General features: G+C 39.3%; 13 protein-coding genes, 1 pseudogene and 1 other annotated feature. Of the genes and pseudogenes, 12 read left to right on the top strand and 2 right to left on the bottom strand.

Going from position 1 to position 16,963, the window contains the following annotated elements; genetic code table 11:
- The 3 genes and pseudogenes from AC07YC_RS08810 to AC07YC_RS08800 form a co-directional block, all read left to right on the top strand.
- A pseudogene (locus tag AC07YC_RS08810) lies at positions 1–358 on the top strand (hypothetical protein); the annotation flags it as partial.
- Positions 359–395: 37 nt separating this feature from the next.
- Complete coding sequence (recJ, locus tag AC07YC_RS08805) at positions 396–2,717, top strand: single-stranded-DNA-specific exonuclease RecJ (RefSeq protein ID WP_494919076.1); 2,322 nt, start codon at positions 396–398, stop codon at positions 2,715–2,717.
- A gap of 30 nt (positions 2,718–2,747) precedes the next feature.
- The gene (locus AC07YC_RS08800; protein ID WP_008181098.1) at positions 2,748–3,260 is read left to right on the top strand and encodes an adenine phosphoribosyltransferase; all 513 of its coding nucleotides are present in this window, start codon (positions 2,748–2,750) and stop codon (positions 3,258–3,260) included.
- Between the two features lie 37 nt (positions 3,261–3,297).
- On the opposite strand, the gene AC07YC_RS08795 is transcribed toward AC07YC_RS08800, so the two are convergent.
- The gene (locus tag AC07YC_RS08795; protein WP_336635816.1) at positions 3,298–3,756 is read right to left on the bottom strand and encodes a MarR family winged helix-turn-helix transcriptional regulator; all 459 of its coding nucleotides are present in this window, start codon (positions 3,754–3,756) and stop codon (positions 3,298–3,300) included.
- A 193-nt stretch (positions 3,757–3,949) separates the two neighbouring features.
- Here AC07YC_RS08795 and AC07YC_RS08790 point away from each other — a divergent pair, with 193 nt between their 5' ends.
- From AC07YC_RS08790 to AC07YC_RS08755, 8 genes are all read left to right on the top strand, one after another.
- Positions 3,950–5,209 (top strand): MFS transporter, encoded by a 1,260-nt coding sequence (locus AC07YC_RS08790; protein ID WP_336635815.1) that lies wholly within the window; start codon positions 3,950–3,952, stop codon positions 5,207–5,209.
- Positions 5,210–5,308: 99 nt separating this feature from the next.
- The gene (locus AC07YC_RS08785; protein WP_008181093.1) at positions 5,309–6,400 is read left to right on the top strand and encodes a carbohydrate kinase; all 1,092 of its coding nucleotides are present in this window, start codon (positions 5,309–5,311) and stop codon (positions 6,398–6,400) included.
- A gap of 4 nt (positions 6,401–6,404) precedes the next feature.
- Entirely contained in the window at positions 6,405–7,319 is a 915-nt protein-coding gene (locus AC07YC_RS08780; RefSeq protein ID WP_025114648.1) for a pseudouridine-5'-phosphate glycosidase, read from the top strand.
- Positions 7,320–7,524: 205 nt separating this feature from the next.
- Positions 7,525–9,720: a RelA/SpoT family protein gene (locus tag AC07YC_RS08775; RefSeq protein ID WP_336635814.1), complete on the top strand. Its 2,196-nt coding sequence runs from the start codon at positions 7,525–7,527 to the stop codon at positions 9,718–9,720.
- A 29-nt stretch (positions 9,721–9,749) separates the two neighbouring features.
- On the top strand, positions 9,750–10,190 hold the full coding sequence (gene dtd, locus AC07YC_RS08770) for a D-aminoacyl-tRNA deacylase (protein WP_494919073.1): 441 nt from the start codon (positions 9,750–9,752) through the stop codon (positions 10,188–10,190).
- A gap of 72 nt (positions 10,191–10,262) precedes the next feature.
- Positions 10,263–10,478 carry a DUF2642 domain-containing protein gene (locus AC07YC_RS08765; protein WP_036119154.1) on the top strand — a complete coding sequence of 72 codons (216 nt, stop codon included), beginning with the start codon at positions 10,263–10,265 and terminating at the stop codon, positions 10,476–10,478.
- A 58-nt stretch (positions 10,479–10,536) separates the two neighbouring features.
- Positions 10,537–11,892 carry a MarR family transcriptional regulator gene (locus AC07YC_RS08760; protein WP_494919071.1) on the top strand — a complete coding sequence of 452 codons (1,356 nt, stop codon included), beginning with the start codon at positions 10,537–10,539 and terminating at the stop codon, positions 11,890–11,892.
- A gap of 140 nt (positions 11,893–12,032) precedes the next feature.
- Positions 12,033–13,439 (top strand): YfcC family protein, encoded by a 1,407-nt coding sequence (locus tag AC07YC_RS08755; RefSeq protein WP_494919070.1) that lies wholly within the window; start codon positions 12,033–12,035, stop codon positions 13,437–13,439.
- Positions 13,440–13,489: 50 nt separating this feature from the next.
- Here AC07YC_RS08755 and AC07YC_RS08750 read toward each other — a convergent pair whose 3' ends face one another.
- Positions 13,490–15,070 (bottom strand): N-acetylmuramoyl-L-alanine amidase family protein, encoded by a 1,581-nt coding sequence (locus tag AC07YC_RS08750; RefSeq protein ID WP_494919069.1) that lies wholly within the window; start codon positions 15,068–15,070, stop codon positions 13,490–13,492.
- 164 nt (positions 15,071–15,234) lie between these two features.
- Positions 15,235–15,477: a binding site (T-box leader), on the top strand.
- A gap of 196 nt (positions 15,478–15,673) precedes the next feature.
- Between AC07YC_RS08750 and hisS the strand changes: the two genes are divergently transcribed.
- The gene (gene hisS / locus AC07YC_RS08745) at positions 15,674–16,942 is read left to right on the top strand and encodes a histidine--tRNA ligase (RefSeq protein WP_025114383.1); all 1,269 of its coding nucleotides are present in this window, start codon (positions 15,674–15,676) and stop codon (positions 16,940–16,942) included.
- The last annotated feature ends 21 nt before the right edge of the window (positions 16,943–16,963 follow it).

Genomic DNA, 16,963 nt, shown 5'->3' with positions numbered 1-16,963 from the left:
GAAAGTGACGGATAGCGGAGGGAAAGTGACGGATAGCGGAGGGAAAGTGACGGATAGCGGAGGGAAAGTGACGGATAGAGGAGGGAAAGTGACGGATAGAAGGAGCAAAGTGACGGATAGCGAGGTCAAAGTGACGGATAGAGGAGGGAAAGTGACGGATAGCAGAGGGAAAGTGACGGATAGAGGAGGGAAAGTGACGGATAGCGAGGTCAAAGTGACGGATAGCGAGGTCAAAGTGACGGATAGCAGGGTCAAAGTGACGGATAGCAGGGTCAAAGTGACGGATAGCATGCCGAAGCAGAGACATAGCCTTACTTGGATAAAACTATCAATCTTACGGATAGTGCGTATCGTGTAGAATTTCGGTATAATAGCTTTCGTAAGGAAGTGAGAAGATGATTCTATCGAAAAAAAGATGGCAAGTGGAGCGCCCAGACGTAAAACTTGTACAAGCATTACAAAATGACTTACAACTTTCTGCGATTGCAGCAAAAATATTAGCAGCGCGAGGCTGTGAAACAACAGCTGATGCAGAAAGCTTATTAAATATGACAGAAGCGAATGTCCATGACCCTTTTCTCATGCACGGTATGGCGGAAGCGGTGGCACGAATTAAGCAAGCTCTTGTTAATGGAGAGAAAATTTTAGTCTATGGCGATTATGATGCGGATGGTGTGACAAGTACGACGGTCATGCTAAATGTTCTATTGGATCTTGGTGCTGATGTATCGTTTAAAATACCGAATCGTTTTATTCATGGTTATGGGCCACATGAGGCTCTTTTCCGGGAAGCGTATGAGGAGGGTGTGCAGTTAATTATCACTGTGGATAATGGGATTTCGGGGATTGAACCTATTCGTGTAGCGAAGGAGCTTGGGATGGCTGTCATTGTGACTGATCACCATGAGCCAGGGGAGGAATTACCACCAGCAGATATCATTTTACACCCACGTTTACCTGAAGGGCATTATCCTTTTGGAGAGCTTGCTGGTGTAGGTGTAGCATTTAAGCTTGCACATGCTCTATACGGAGAACTGCCAACTCATTTATTTGAATATGTTGCGATTGGCACGGTGGCTGATTTAGTGCCGTTAGTGGATGAAAATCGTTATCTCGTTAAACGAGGGATAGAGGAAATGCGTCGTTCTCTTAGTCCATGGGTACAAGCCATGTGTGATATTGCGAGTACGGAGCAAGCAAAAATTAATGAGGAAACGATTGGCTTTTATTTTGGTCCCCGATTTAATGCAGTGGGCCGTCTCGGTGATGCATCGCCAGGTGTCGAATTATTAATGGCAGAGGATAGCGCAAAGGCAACAGCATTGGCCAAACAGCTAAATGTCTGCAATACCGAGCGTAAGGATATTGTCAAAAGTATAACGGATGAAGCCATTGCCCTAATTGAAGCAGAGAAGAAAATTAGCGATTCTTTAGTCCTTGTTGTAGCAGGAGAAGGCTGGAATGCAGGGGTTGTAGGAATCGTTGCTTCACGTCTTGTTGAACAATATTATCGTCCGACGATTGTCCTTTCACTTGACCCTGAAAAAGGCACAGCAAAAGGCTCTGCACGCAGTATTGAAGGCTTCCATTTATATAATGAATTGGCCAAAAATCGTGATATTTTGCCTCATTTTGGGGGGCATCCGATGGCAGCGGGGATGACTTTATCAATTGAGCATGTGGATGAACTACGGTCACGCTTGGATACACAGGCAAGAGCATGTTTAACAGAAGAGCAGTTAACACCTGTGGTACACATTGATATTCCTCTAAGCCTAGATGAAATTTCTGCAGATGCTATTGAAGAAATATCAACACTTGGCCCGTATGGTACCGATTTTCCGAAGCCAGTTTATGTGCTTGAGGATGTTGAAATATCTTCGATGCGAAAAATTGGAGCAGCTGAGAACCATATAAAAATGGAATTAACGAATGGCTATGACAAATTAGATAGTGTTGGTTTCCATAAGGGCCATTTACATGATGAATTAACGTATGGCATAAAAGTGTCCTTTATTGGTGATTTGCAAATTAACGAGTGGCAGGGTCGTAAAAAAGCTCAATTTATGATTGAAGATGTTCAAACTACTGAATGGCAGCTTTTTGATATTCGTGGTATTCGTCAAACGGCTCGCTGGCTCAATACAGTACCAAAGGAAGAGGCGACATTTATTGCCTTTCGTCCAACAACTATGACCTATTATCAATCGTTAATTGATGCTCCTATAATAGTCGTTGATCCAACTCTTTCAAACATCGGACAAAGTGAATATATTGTTCTTTTAGATTTGCCTGAAAATATTCACAAGCTAGAAGAGGTTTTACAGAAGACAGCCCCTTCACGCATCTATGCGCACTTTTATATGCCAGATTCACAGTACTTTAACGTTTTACCTACCCGTGAGCAATTTGCATGGTATTATAAATTCTTGAAAAATCGACCAGCATTTCCACTTGATATGCATGTAGCAGACATAGCTAAGCATACTGGATGGCCATTAGAAACATTAAAATTTATGACACAGGTGTTTTTTGAGCTTGATTTTGTTAAAATGGAGAGTGGACTGACGACTGTCAACGTGGATGCTCCAAAACAAGCATTGACCGAGGCACCGTCGTACAAACAACGTTCAGAACAGATTGAAATGGAGCAAATGCTTGTCTATGCTCCTTATATAGAATTAAAACAATGGTTTGATGAACGAATACATGACTAGACGAATACGTTTCGTAGGAGGAGCAATAAAATGGATTTAAAGCAATACGTTACAACGGTTGAAAACTGGCCGAAAGAGGGTATTACATTCAGAGATATTACTACAATTATGGATCATGGACCAGCATACAAATATGCAACAGATCAAATTGTAGAATATGCAAAAGAACTAGGCGCAGAAATTGTAGTGGGTCCTGAAGCACGTGGTTTTATTATTGGGTGCCCAGTTGCCTATGCCCTTGAAATCGGCTTTGCACCTGTTCGCAAACCGGGTAAATTACCACGCGAGGTTATTAGTGCAGACTATGGTCTTGAATATGGCAAAGATACATTAACTATGCATAATGATGCGATTAAGCCTGGTCAAAAGGTACTAATTTGTGATGATTTACTAGCAACAGGCGGTACGGTAGAAGCTACTGTTCGTCTAGTGGAACAATTAGGTGGTCAAGTAGTGGGTTGTGCCTTCTTAATTGAACTTTTAGAATTAAATGGTCGTGACAAGCTGGGCGACTTAAATATTAAAACTCTTATTCAATATTAAGAGCATTGAAAAAAGCGCCATCACATGGGCGCTTTTTTTATTGTTCATCGTAGGACTGAATGATCTTTTGCATTGTTCGCAAAGTATCATAGAAATCAGCATATTTTTCGACACCAATATCATCAACGATTTTATCTTGAATCGTTTGCCAAATGGGTGCAGCCTCATGCAGCTTTTCTAACCCTTTTTCAGTGAGCATTATATTTTTAGTGCGAGCGTCATGTGGATCACGCTTTAACTCGACGTAGCCATATTGCTTTAATAGATTGATATTACGTGTCACGGTCGTTTGGTCAAGCAATAAAATTTCACCTAATCGACTAATGGAAACAGCTTGTTGAAGGTCGATATGTGCCAGCATAGAATATTGAGTCACTTTTAAACCGGTAGGCTGAAGTAATTTATCATATAGCTGCGTCACGACCCTTGTTTTTTTTCGAAGGTTTGCACAAACACATATTTGTGTGTAATCGATAGTATTCTGTTGATTTTTCATGGTCAGTACTCCTTTGAGGGGATTCTACTAATTGTAAGTATACACCTAAGCGCTAAAAAATACTTATTGACAGCTATCTAATGAAATGGTTACTATCATTATACATGTATATACATATAAATGGACGAATATACTCTAAAACATGTATATACATGCTTTTAGAGTGACTCTGACAAGAAAAGTAGGTGGAATCATGAAGCGGATTCATTACAGCTGGTTTATTTTAGTGGTCACGTTTTTCTCCATTATTGTTGCTGGAATTACAATGTCATCATCTGGTGTGTTTATTGAACCTTTAGAAAGAGAGTTTCAATGGGATCGGTCGACGATTGCGCTAGCATTCGCCGTCAGCTTATTTTTATATGGCATCTCTGGACCATTTATGGCAGCTTTGCTTGAAGTAATAGGTTTAAAAAAGATGATGATAAGTGCTATGTCTACATTAGTGTTAGGCATGTCTTTAACATTTTTCATGAATCAATCATGGCAATTAATCATTATTTGGGGTGGAATCATTGGTCTCGGCGCAAGCCTCTTTTTAACGGTGCTCAGTCCTTATGTAGCCAATCATTGGTTCGTCAAAAGAAGAGGGTTGGCAGTAGGGATTTTAACAGCTAGTACAGCCACGGGTCAGCTTATTTTATTGCCAGTGCTTGCTATTATCATTGACCACTATTCATGGAGATGGGCAATCGGCTTTATTCTACTTTTGAGTATAGTGATGTTAATCATGATTGCTATTTTTATCAAAAACAAACCGCAGGATTTAGGCTTAACACCTTATGGACAGGTTGAAATATTTGAAAATCCTCCTGTGCAGCTCAAGAAAAATCCAATTAGTATGGCCTTCAATGGCTTATTAGAAGCGGTTAGGGTCAAAACTTTTTGGCTGTTAGCAGGGAGCTTTTTCATTTGTGGTCTTTCAACGAGTGGTTTAATCGGTACTCATTTTGTCTCTTATTGCATTAGCTTTGGTATTCCATTAGTAACGGCTGCATCGCTCCTTTCTTTTATGGGTGTGTTTAATTTACTAGGTACTACTGCATCTGGTTGGCTCTCAGATCGCTTTGATAATCGTTGGTTATTATTTTGGTATTACCTGTTAAGAGGCGCTTCCCTGCTGTTACTCCCGTATGCTCTGGCACAGGGCTCCTTTGTTTTATTAACTATTTTTACTATCTTTTATGGTCTGGATTGGATTGCAACTGTGCCACCTACGATTAGTATTGCCCGACAAACTTTTGGCGTACAAAAGAGTAGTATTATTTACGGATGGATCTTTGCCTCTCATCAAGCGGGAGCGGCAGTTGCTGCATATGGTGGAGGGTTGATTTATAAATTTTTCAATTCCTATACATGGGCTTTTTTTCTTGCAGGGGCTTTTTGTGCATTGGCGAGCCTATTCGTTATCATCGTCAAAAAACAAGCTTCTCCAGAAGCACAAACGAACTAAACATGAAAAGTTGAACCTCTGTATGAAAGGTTCAACTTTTTTTTGACAAAACTCAAACAAAAGTTTATAATGTAAACAAATATAATAAAAGGTGATGCTATGAATGAAAGAGAACAGGCGGTGCTTGCTTTAATTCGCCAAAATCCGTTTATGTCTCAGCAAGAGATGGCGGATGCCATGAATTTATCTCGTCCCGTACTTGCTAATTTAGTGTCTAGTTTAACGAAGGAAGGAAAAATAGTAGGTCGTGCTTATATTTTACCCGAGGCAAATGAAATTATTTGTATCGGTGGAGCTAACTTAGACCGAAAATTCCACGTGAAGGGCAATGTTCAATTTGGAACATCTAACCCTGCTAGTTCTTCCTTTAGTGTAGGTGGTGTCGGTCGAAACATTGCTGAAAACTTAGGCCGATTAAACCATCAAGTGACATTGCTCACAACAGCTGGTAAAGATGCGGATTGGCAAGTGATCCAAGATGCTTCAGAATCGTTTATGAATCTACGATATGTGGAGCAGTTACCTGAAGCTTCAACTGGTTCTTATACAGCCATTATGGATGAGCAGGGCGAGCTAGCACTAGCTGTAGCCAATATGGAAGTATATGACTTATTATTGCCTAATTTGTTAAAAAAGCATGAGACGATGCTTGTGAACGCTGGCTGCTTTATTTTGGACTTAAACTGTCCGAAAGAAACAGTGGCTTATATCCAGCAAGTAGCTATTGCTCGTGAAATTCCACTGGTCATTGTGCCAGTATCCTCGCCTAAAATGAATCGACTACCTGAAACATTACAAGGCGTAACATGGTTTATTTGTAACACGGATGAAGCGGAAACAATTGTAGGACATACAATTGAAAACGTGAGTCATTATGAAAAAGCATTACAACAGCTCCTACAATTAGGTGCTGAGCATGTAATTATCACTGCTGGCAGTAAGGGCGTATATGCGGCTTCAACAACTATTGCGCCTAGTCATTTTGCTGCCAAAGTAATTGATAAGATTGAAGATGTGACAGGTGCTGGAGATGCCTTTGTTAGTGCTGTTATTCACGGCTGGCTGACAGGACAATCCTTTGCGACATGTCTTGATGCAGGGTTAACCAATGCAAAAAATACCTTAGCATCTCCTTATACAGTGAGACCTGAATTATCTGTAGATTTGTTAAAAAGTGAAATGGAGGAATAACAACATGAAAGAATTCATCGTATTATCAGAAGAAGTAAAAGCAGGACAAGCAAAGGGCTTACCAATCGTGGCTTTAGAATCAACAATTATTTCTCACGGAATGCCATACCCACAAAACGTACAAACTGCTCGCGAGGTAGAGCAAATTATTCGCGATAATGGTGCCGTACCTGCAACAATTGCATTAATTGATGGGAAAATCAAAATTGGTTTATCAGATGAAGAGCTTGAAATGTTTGGTAATGCACAAGGTGTTGCTAAAGCTTCACGCCGTGACCTAGGCTACTTACTTGCTACAAAAAAACTTGGAGCGACAACAGTTGCAGCTACAATGATCTGTGCAGAGCTAGCAGGTATTGAAATCTTTGTAACAGGTGGTATTGGTGGCGTTCACCGTGGTGCTGAAACGACAATGGATGTTTCTGCTGATTTAGAAGAATTAGCACAAACAAATGTTGCTGTCATTTGTGCTGGTGCAAAATCTATTTTAGATATCGGCCTTACATTAGAATATCTTGAAACAAAAGGTGTACCTGTAGTTGGTTATGGTACGGATGAATTACCAGCCTTCTACACACGTCAAAGTGGATTCGATGTAAACTTCCAGCTTGATACACCACAAGAAATTGCAGAAATGCTAAGCGCAAAATGGGCATTAGGTTTAAAAGGTGGAGCTGTTATTGCTAATCCAATCCCTGAAGCTGAAGCTTTAGAGCACGCGTTTATTACGAATATAATTGAAAAAGCTTTAGCTGAAGCTGAAGAAAATGGTATTCAAGGTAAAAACGTGACACCATTCTTATTAGGTAAAGTAAAAGAATTAACAGAAGGTAAAAGCCTTGATGCCAACATTGCATTAGTGAAAAACAATGCAGTAGTGGGCGCGAAAATTGCTGTAGCCTTCAATCAATTACACTAATTCTCTTGTCGAAACAAAGACTCTTTGTGATATAACGTCACAGAGGGTCTTTTTTATTAAAAAGAAGAATATTTTTTCCAATTTTAATGCTGTTCACGAGATTAACTAAACTAAATGACACAGTCTCTTTACAATGGGCTACAAAATTTTATACAATTAAGTTTATATCTAATCTGAAAAATTTGACGAGCAAGGTGGACATGTTATGGCGAAAGAGCAAATTTTGACTCCTGAGGACGTTTTTGAGTTAGTCAAATCCTACATGAATGATGAAAATGTCGCATTCGTGAAAAAAGCATATGAATTAGCAAGGGATGCCCATATTGAGCAATTCCGTAGCTCTGGTGAACCGTATATCATTCACCCAGTACAAGTAGCGGGTATTCTAGCTGAATTACAAATGGACCCAGAAACTGTAGCGGCAGGTTTTTTACATGATGTTGTCGAAGATACAGATTTTACGCGGGATGATTTGGTACGGGAATTTGGCGAAGAAGTAGCAGTACTTGTGGACGGAGTTACAAAATTAGGGAAAATTAAATATTTATCAAAAGAGGCGCAGCAAGCAGAAAATCATCGAAAAATGTTTGTAGCCATGGCGCAGGACATCCGTGTCATTTTAATAAAGCTAGCAGACCGTCTTCACAATATGCGTACGCTAAAGCATTTGCCTGCCGAAAAGCAGAGACGTATTTCGAAAGAAACTTTAGAAATTTTTGCACCGCTTGCACATCGTCTTGGAATATCGACTGTCAAATGGGAGCTTGAAGATACAGCACTTCGCTATTTAAACCCACAGCAATATTACCGTATTGTCAGTTTGATGAAGAAAAAGCGAGATGAACGTGAGGCATATTTAGACAATGTCATGGCTGAAATGAAATCACAGCTATATGAAGTTGAAATTGATGCAGATGTATATGGACGTCCAAAGCATATTTACAGTATTTATCGAAAAATGGTGCTACAAAAGAAACAGTTTAATGAAATTTATGATTTGTTAGCCATTCGTGTATTGGTCGATAGTATTAAAGATTGCTATGCCGTATTAGGGATTGTGCATACATTGTGGAAGCCAATGCCAGGACGTTTTAAAGATTATATTGCTATGCCAAAACAAAATCTATATCAATCTTTACACACAACCGTTATTGGCCCGTATGGGGATCCATTAGAGGTACAGATTCGTACAAAGGAAATGCATAAGATTGCTGAGTACGGGATTGCGGCACACTGGGCGTATAAAGAGGGTAGGAAGGTTGACCATCAAAAGCAAAATGTCGACCAAAAATTAACATGGTTCCGTGAAATATTAGAATTCCAAAATGAGTCTTCCAACGCGGAAGAGTTTATGGAATCCTTAAAATTTGATCTGTTTTCTGATATGGTGTACGTCTTTACTCCTGAAGGTGATGTCATTGAATTACCTGCTGGTTCAGTCCCAATCGATTTCGCCTATCGTGTCCATTCTGAGGTCGGAAATCGTACAATAGGGGCGAAAATTAATGGCAAAATGGTGCCGCTTGATACACCGCTGAAAACGGGTGACATCATTGAAATTTTAACATCTAAGCAATCCTTTGGGCCAAGCAGAGATTGGCTGAAAATAGCACAATCCTCACAGGCAAAAAATAAAATAAAGCAATTTTTCAAACGTCATTTACGCGAGGAAAATATTGTCAAAGGCAAAGAGATGATTGAAAAGGAAATCCGTGCACAGGATTTCGATTTAAAGGAAACAATGTCAGCTGAAAATCTAAAAAGAGTATGCGATAAGTTTAATTATACGAATGAAGAGGACTTATATGCAGCTGTTGGTATGAACGGAATAACAGCACAACAGGTTGTGAATCGTTTAGCTGAAAAACGCCGAAAAGAGCGTGAACAGGAAGAAGCCTTAGAAAAAATCGAACAAAAAATGAAAAATCCGATCCCACAAAAACGTACGGAATCAGGTGTCATTGTGAAGGGCATTGATAATATGCTCATTCGACTTTCGCGCTGCTGTACGCCTGTTCCAGGAGATGACATTGTTGGCTTTATTACAAAAGGTCGTGGTGTATCCGTGCATCGTGCAGACTGTCCTAATATTCAAATTGAGGATGAGCAGGAGCGTTTAATTGAAGTCGAGTGGGAGCATGGTGTCATCCCTGAGAAAAAGGAATACCCAGTGGATATTGAGGTTTCTGCTTTTGATCGACCTGGTATTTTAAATGAGATTATGCAAATTGTTAGTGAAACTAAAACGAATATTTTAGCGGTAAGTGGCCGTGCTGATCGTGAAAAAATGGCTACAATTCATTTAACAATCTCTATTTCAAATATTTCGCATTTGCATAAGGTTGTGGAGCGAATTAAACAAACACCTGATATTTATTCGGTGCAGCGTGTTATCAATTAAGCAATAGTTAGAATTGGGGTTATTGACGTATGAAGGTAGTATTACAGCGTAGTAAAACAGCTTCTGTAACAGTAGACGGAACTGTCACAGGAGCCATCGATAGTGGCTATGTTCTTCTAGTTGGAATTACACATGAAGATACGCAGGAAGATGTTGAATACTTAGCGAAAAAAGTAGCCAATTTACGCCTTTGGGAAGATGCTGATGGAAAAATGAATCATTCTATTTTAGAGCATGGTGGCGCTATTTTATCCGTCTCTCAATTTACGTTATATGGGGATGCAAAAAAAGGGAATCGTCCAAGTTTCACAAGTGCTGCAAGACCAGAAGTAGCAGAGCCGCTGTGGGAAGCTTTTAATCAAGCATTACGGGAACACGGTTTACATGTGGAGACAGGCATTTTTGGTGCAATGATGGATGTTGCTCTCATTAATGATGGACCAATAACAATACTTCTAGAATCAAAATAAATGGTACATTTCCTATCATTCCTTCATATACTAAAGAGTATGGTTAGTTTTATAGGAGGGAGTGTCAAGAACATGGCGCAGATAGGAAGTATATCCAATCCATATTTATACGAAACTCTTAAAATGATGGTTGGTCAGGCTATTGTAGTGCAAACAGAAAAAAACATTCAACAAGGTATTTTATTATCAATATTACCTGACCATATTATTTTAGAGATTAGTCGTACACCATTCTTCATACAGTTGGAGGAAATTGTGTGGGTTACATTGGAAACAACCAAAAAATGAGTATGTGTGAACCTTCGATGATGGAAGGTTCTTTTTTTGTATATTTACGTTATAATGAATGGACTTAATTATTAGAATATTTGCTTTATTAGAGAGGTTGAAAATTATGCAAACAATAGCGATTTTAGGTTCTTTGTTTTTTTGGAATAATATAAAAGAGCATTTCGCAGTATTTCCTCACGTACAATTTATTCATTTTCCATATACGCATCCTGAACAGTGTGTGGATTATATTGAAGAAGCTGCATCTCAATCGGATATTGTATTATTTGCTGGCTCCATTCCCTATTACTATTGCTATGAAAAAATAAAGGCATCATCTATACAAGCGACATATCTTCCTTTTGATGAATTGACTTTAGCCCTTTCGCTATTATCCCTACACCATCATGAACGAGTAGGATTGAGCGAATTATCGATAGATTTGCCTAATATGAATAGCTTTCATCAAGTGATGAAGGAGGCAGGAATTGCATCTACTGATGTGCATGTAAAAGATTATGCATTGGTCCATGAAAAACCTGAAAAAATAGCAAATTTAAATATGGCTGATTATGTTCAATTTCATAAGGAGTTATTCGAGTCTGGAAAGACAAAATTAGCTCTTACTAGCCTTCATGCTGTTTTTATAGAGCTTGAACAATTAGGGCTACCTGCGAAGTATATGGTCGAAAGCAAACAAACGTTTACAGCGGCGGTTACTTATGCCCTAGATGCGTATCATCATAAATTATTGGCTTCCTCGCAAATTGCCGTTGTCTCTATTCATTGCCAAGAAAATTTATCACATCTTCATCCAGTATTTCAAAGTGCGTTAGAAACATTATGCGCTCGTTTGCATGCAAAGGTCATGCCAGCACAGCAGGAGCCTTATTTAATTATTTCAACAAGAGGGGTAATTGAAAAGCTTGAACCTTCTTATTTACGCTCGCTAAAAGAACAGTATGAACAACAATTTGGCACTATTTTCAAAGTGGGTGTTGGCTATGGCTATTCTTTACATGAGGCAGAGGCCCATTCATCACAGGCTTTGTTTTTTACAACCAAATATAGCGAGACTTCTACGGTAATGTGCTTGGTGGATGAACAGAATCGATTACATGGACCATTATTTGAAAATAATAATAAAGTAGCCTTAAGTAGCAATAATAAACATATTTTAGAGATTGCTGAAAAAGTGAAAATGAGTGCTAAAAATATTAACGTTATGAAGCAATTCATGTTGGTAACCAATAATCGCCCCTTTTCTGCTGCTGAATTAGCAGACTATATGAATCTGTCACGTAGATCTGCTGAGCGCATTATTAATCGTTTAATTGAACAGAACTATTTTACGTTGGCAGGGGAGGAGCACCCTTATCATCAAGGCCGTCCTAGAAAGCTTTATAAGGCAACGACAAAATGGGAAATCTGAAATAATAGAAAATTAATACTTTACAATAAATTTGAACTAATGTATATTTATTTTCAATTAACGACATATAGCGACAAAGTAGAAAGGGGGCTTTGATAGAGTTTGCTAGTGTCAAAATCTATCAATAGGTTGGTGATATTTTGGAAAATGAACAGCGTGTAAAAAAGAAGAGTTGGCTGAAAGTACCTCATACATATACGATTATTTTTGCTATTATTTTTCTAGCAGGTATTGCAAGCTATATTATTCCAGCAGGTGAGTTTGACCGAGTAGAAGATCCAGAAGGACGTATGCTCGTTGTGGATGGTAGCTATCATCATATTGATAGTAATCCAGTTTCCATTTTTGAAATGTTTACAGCAGTACCGATGGGCCTTGAAAAAGGTGCTCAAATTATCTTCTATATTTTCTTAGTTAGTGGTGTATTTGGCATTATTCGTTCGACAGGTGCTATCGAAGCTGGTGTTTATAAAGGTGTAAAAGCATTAGAGGGTAGAGAAAAGCTCTTAATTCCACTTTCTATGATTCTATTCTCTGTTGGTGGTTTTACAATGGGGATGGCAGAAGAAACGATTATTTTCGTACCAATTGGTGTAGCAATCGCTCGTGCTATGGGCTTTGATGCAGTAACAGGAACTGCCATGATTACACTAGGAGCAGCCAGTGGATTTTTTGGGGGAATGCTAAATCCCTTTACGGTTGGCGTTGCGCAATCATTAGCAGATGTACCTTTATTCTCGGGGATTGGTTTCCGTGCAGTTGTCTATATTTTTGTATTAAGCTTTGCTATCTTCTATGTGTCTCGCTATGCTTTTAAGGTGAAAAAGAACCCGCAGGCAAGTGTGATTTATGAGATTGAACAACAGGCTAAATCCAATGTGTCTGCGATTGACATTCCTTCATTAACAGGGAAGCATAAGCTAGTCTTTATTGTAATGGCATGTGGCATTGGATTTAATATTTATGGTGTTTTTAATTGGGATTGGTTTTTAACACAATTAACGGCTTCATTTTTAATTATGGGCTTAATTGCTGGCCTCATTGGCGGTTTAAAACCTGGCACTATATTCGACTCCTTTATTGATGGGGCAAAGGCTGTAACGTTCGGTGCTCTCATCGTAGGTTTTGCACGTGCTATTACAGTCGTTTTAGAGCAAGGGAAAATCATAGATACAATTGTTTATGCGGCATCAGAGACAATCGGACATTTACCGCATGCTATAAGTGCAATCGGTATGCTGTTTATTCAAGCCCTTTTAAATTTATTTATTTCATCTGGTAGTGGACAGGCGGCAGCAACTATGCCAATTATGATTCCGATTACTGATTTATTAGGATTAGAACGACAAGTAGCAGTCTTAGCATTCCAGTACGGAGATTCATTAACAAACTCCATTATTCCTACTTCATCTGCATTAATGGCGTATTTAGCCGTAGCAGGTATCCCATATGAAAAGTGGATTAAATTCATTTGGAAGATGATTCTTGGCTGGGCATTGATTGCATGTATAGCATTAATAGCTGCAGTAGCATTAGGTATTTCTTAAAACATGAAAAAAGCTGTGGAAAATGATGACCATTCCACAGCTTTTTTGTATTATTCTTCATTCGCATTAAAGTAATTTAAGATGCCTTGATAAATACCAAGAGTAGCCTGTTCACGGAATTTAGCCGTGGTGATGGCACGCTCTTCACTCGCATTACTTAAGTAACCCAGCTCAATAAGAACGGCTCTTTGTCGATTCTCACGTAGTACTAAATAGTTGCCTTGTTGGGTTCCACGATCTCTCAAATCAATTTTACTCGAAAGTCCATCATGTATTGCCTCCGCAAGCCCTTTTTGATTGCTATTCATATAATAGGATGTGAAGCCGTTAATAGAGCTATCATCGGTAGCATCATAATGAAGACTAATAAAAGCGTCTGCCTCATACTGATGGGCAATCGAGACACGCTTCCGCAAGGCCACATACTCGTCAGACTCTCTTGTCATAACAACATTGGCACCCGCTGCACTTAGCTTAGAAGCAAGGAGAGTAGCAGTTTTCAAAGTAATCCCTTTTTCTTCTGTTCCACGTTGACCTGTTGTTCCGTGGTCATTGCCTCCATGTCCAGCATCTACAACAATGGTTAATCCATTTAAAGTTCCCTTTTTACGAGGCTCTTGTTGATCCTTTTGTGGGATAGAAGTTTTATTGGAGCTCGTTGTAACAACCCAATTCGCAACAAACGCTGTTTCTTTGTCTAATTGAATTTCATAAAAATCGTTTTTTACGCCGACAATAGGGTAGGTTTTACCAGCGTCTACTCGCTCCACAACTTCAGCAGTGGTTGACGCATCAGTTCGTAAGTTTGTCCCATTATAAATAATAGTAACGGATTCTAAATCTTTCGAAGAGGACGATTTAGATGTGCTCTTTACTTTATTTGAAAAAGTGCCGTAAAAACTATAGACCCATCCAGCTTTTTTATCATTATACTGAATTTGTACCCAATTGTGCTCGTGTGCAAGGACCTTGTAAGCCTGTCCCTTTGTCACTGTGCCAATTTTTTTGGCATTCAAATCAGGTTTTTTACGAACATTCAGTGCATCCACCAATATCGTAAAAGTTGTATCTTTATTAACAGGTGTAGTAGTTGTAGATACTTCTACAGAATCCTCTTTTGGCTCTTTTTCTTTTTTAGGACTGTCATTAATCGTTACATAATCCTTAGAAACCCAACCAGATAATCCGTTCCAATCAATTTTTGCCCATTCATTATTTTCCTCCAGGAGGTTTGCTTGGTTGCCCGTAGAAAGCTGTCCAAGAACAGCAGAAGATATATCTGGATCAGTGCGAAGATTTAAACGGTCAACCTGTGAAATAACAGTTTTATCAATGGTTTTTTGAGTGCTTGTAGAGGTAGTTAGCCAGGATGCTACCCAGCCTTCATAGCTACCTGCTTTTACCTGTATCCAATCACCTTCACGAGCGATTGAAGTTAAAGGATCACCTTCATCTAAAGTCGTAATAATTGGATAAGACAATCCAGGACCCTCACGTAAATGAAGAATCGTACCAGATACTTTTAGATCACTCGTATCAGCGGAAGCATGTTGCATAAAGTTCTTATTTGGAATCGCAATTGTTACTATTAGTACGAAGATGATAATACTATGTAAAATTTTTGTCCTCATCAGATTCCTCCTATTCCTTGTGCTATTTTACCATGCTTTTGTATCAAAATTCGTGGTAAAAAGGTAATGGAATTTGTTATTTTCGTTACTCTCTTATGAAAAATACAAAAATAGTTGACATTGGGTTAGCTAGTGACTAACATAAAGGGTAATCGAAAAATGATTAATCGCTTATGACCAAGCAAGTAGCGTGTACCTCTATTGGAACAGAGAAGGAAAGACTTAGGCTGCAATCTTTCCTACAAAAATGTATAACGTGAATAACACTTGAGAGGCTTTTTTCTGAAAAGCAGTGCTTAGTAGGAAAAAACGGAATCGGCCGTTATCCGATTACGAGGAGGACACATGTAAAAATTTGTGTCAACTAGGGTGGAACCGCGGAAGCTTATATAGCTCTCGTCCCTTGCATAGGCAAGGTGACGGGAGCTTTTTTGTGTTGTCAAAAACATGGAATGCTAGTAGTGAGGAAGCTTACTTAATATGAGGATGTCCGCCGCTTGCGTTGGAGGAGGGTCAGATGAAACCTCGCTCAACATAAGTAGAACCCACTTAGTCTCGATGAAAATGGCTCAATCATAGGCAATCAATATAGGAGGGAATTACATGAGTTTTAAAGTGCCAAGAGGGACACAAGATATTTTGCCAGGTCAATCTGAAAAATGGCAGAAGGTTGAAGCGATTATTCGTGATATTTGTCGCGTCTATCGCTACAACGAAATTCGCACACCGATTTTCGAGCAGACTGATTTATTTGCACGTGGTGTAGGGGAAACAACGGATGTTGTTCAAAAAGAAATGTATACATTTGAGGATCGTGGCGGTCGCTCACTAACACTACGTCCTGAAAATACAGCTGGTGTTGTACGTGCATATGTGGAACATAAAATGTTTGGCGCTCCAGATCAACCTGTTAAGCTCTCATATCTAGGGCCTATGTTCCGCTATGAGCGTCAACAAGCTGGTCGCTATCGCCAATTTGTTCAATTTGGTGTAGAGGCAATTGGTTCAGCAGATCCTGCAATTGATGCAGAAGTCATTGCACTTGCAATGGATGTCTATGAATCAGCGGGCTTAAAGGATTTAAAATTAGTGATCAATTCACTAGGTGATAAAGAAACACGTGATACGCACCGTACAGCTTTATTACAACATTTTGAGCCAAATATTCATGAATTTTGCTCAGATTGCCAAAATCGTTTACAAAAGAACCCATTGCGTATTTTAGATTGTAAGGTGGATCGTGAGCACCCATTAATGAAAACAGCTCCTGCATTAACAGAGTTCCTTACAGAGGAATCGGCTGCTTATTTTGCCCAAGTGAAATCATATTTAGATACTCTTGGCATTACGTATGAGGTTGATCCAAACCTTGTAAGAGGACTGGATTATTACAACCATACGACCTTCGAAATTATGTCAACGGCATCTGGCTTCGGAGCTATTACAACACTTTGTGGTGGTGGACGATACAATGGTCTAGTGCAAGAAATAGGCGGTCCAGATGTTCCTGGTATTGGTTTCGCTTTAAGTATTGAACGTTTGTTATTAGCGCTTGAAGCAGAAGGTGTTGAATTAGATACGGCTTCTGGATTAGACGTTTATATTATTGCCATGGGCGATGATGCAAAGCAAAAGGCGGTAGAGTTAACTAGTACTTTCCGTGCAAAGGGCCTTGCAACAGAGATGGATTATTTAGATCGTAAAATGAAAGCCCAAATGAAATCAGCCGACCGTCTAGGGGCCAAGTATACAATTGTCCTTGGTGAAACAGAGCTTGAAGAGCAAGCAGCTGCCGTAAAGCATATGGAATCTGGTGAGCAGCACAAGGTTGCATTTTCAGAGTTAGTCAATCATTTATCACAACAATCCTAAACAAAGATATGGCATTTCTCG

It is taken from the genome of Lysinibacillus sp. GW247-5R2A (assembly GCF_059424475.1).
This window is presented reverse-complemented; position numbering and strand designations above follow the sequence as displayed.

Coding starts and splice junctions, on each gene's coding strand:
- AC07YC_RS08775 (WP_336635814.1), top strand. CDS start 7,525: ATGGCGAAAGAGCAAATTTTGACTCCTGAGGACGTTTTTGAGTTAGTC.
- hisS (WP_025114383.1), top strand. CDS start 15,674: ATGAGTTTTAAAGTGCCAAGAGGGACACAAGATATTTTGCCAGGTCAA.
- AC07YC_RS08790 (WP_336635815.1), top strand. CDS start 3,950: ATGAAGCGGATTCATTACAGCTGGTTTATTTTAGTGGTCACGTTTTTC.
- AC07YC_RS08785 (WP_008181093.1), top strand. CDS start 5,309: ATGAATGAAAGAGAACAGGCGGTGCTTGCTTTAATTCGCCAAAATCCG.
- AC07YC_RS08750 (WP_494919069.1), bottom strand. CDS start 15,070: ATGAGGACAAAAATTTTACATAGTATTATCATCTTCGTACTAATAGTA.
- AC07YC_RS08795 (WP_336635816.1), bottom strand. CDS start 3,756: ATGAAAAATCAACAGAATACTATCGATTACACACAAATATGTGTTTGT.
- dtd (WP_494919073.1), top strand. CDS start 9,750: ATGAAGGTAGTATTACAGCGTAGTAAAACAGCTTCTGTAACAGTAGAC.
- AC07YC_RS08760 (WP_494919071.1), top strand. CDS start 10,537: ATGGACTTAATTATTAGAATATTTGCTTTATTAGAGAGGTTGAAAATT.
- AC07YC_RS08780 (WP_025114648.1), top strand. CDS start 6,405: ATGAAAGAATTCATCGTATTATCAGAAGAAGTAAAAGCAGGACAAGCA.
- AC07YC_RS08765 (WP_036119154.1), top strand. CDS start 10,263: ATGGCGCAGATAGGAAGTATATCCAATCCATATTTATACGAAACTCTT.
- AC07YC_RS08800 (WP_008181098.1), top strand. CDS start 2,748: ATGGATTTAAAGCAATACGTTACAACGGTTGAAAACTGGCCGAAAGAG.
- recJ (WP_494919076.1), top strand. CDS start 396: ATGATTCTATCGAAAAAAAGATGGCAAGTGGAGCGCCCAGACGTAAAA.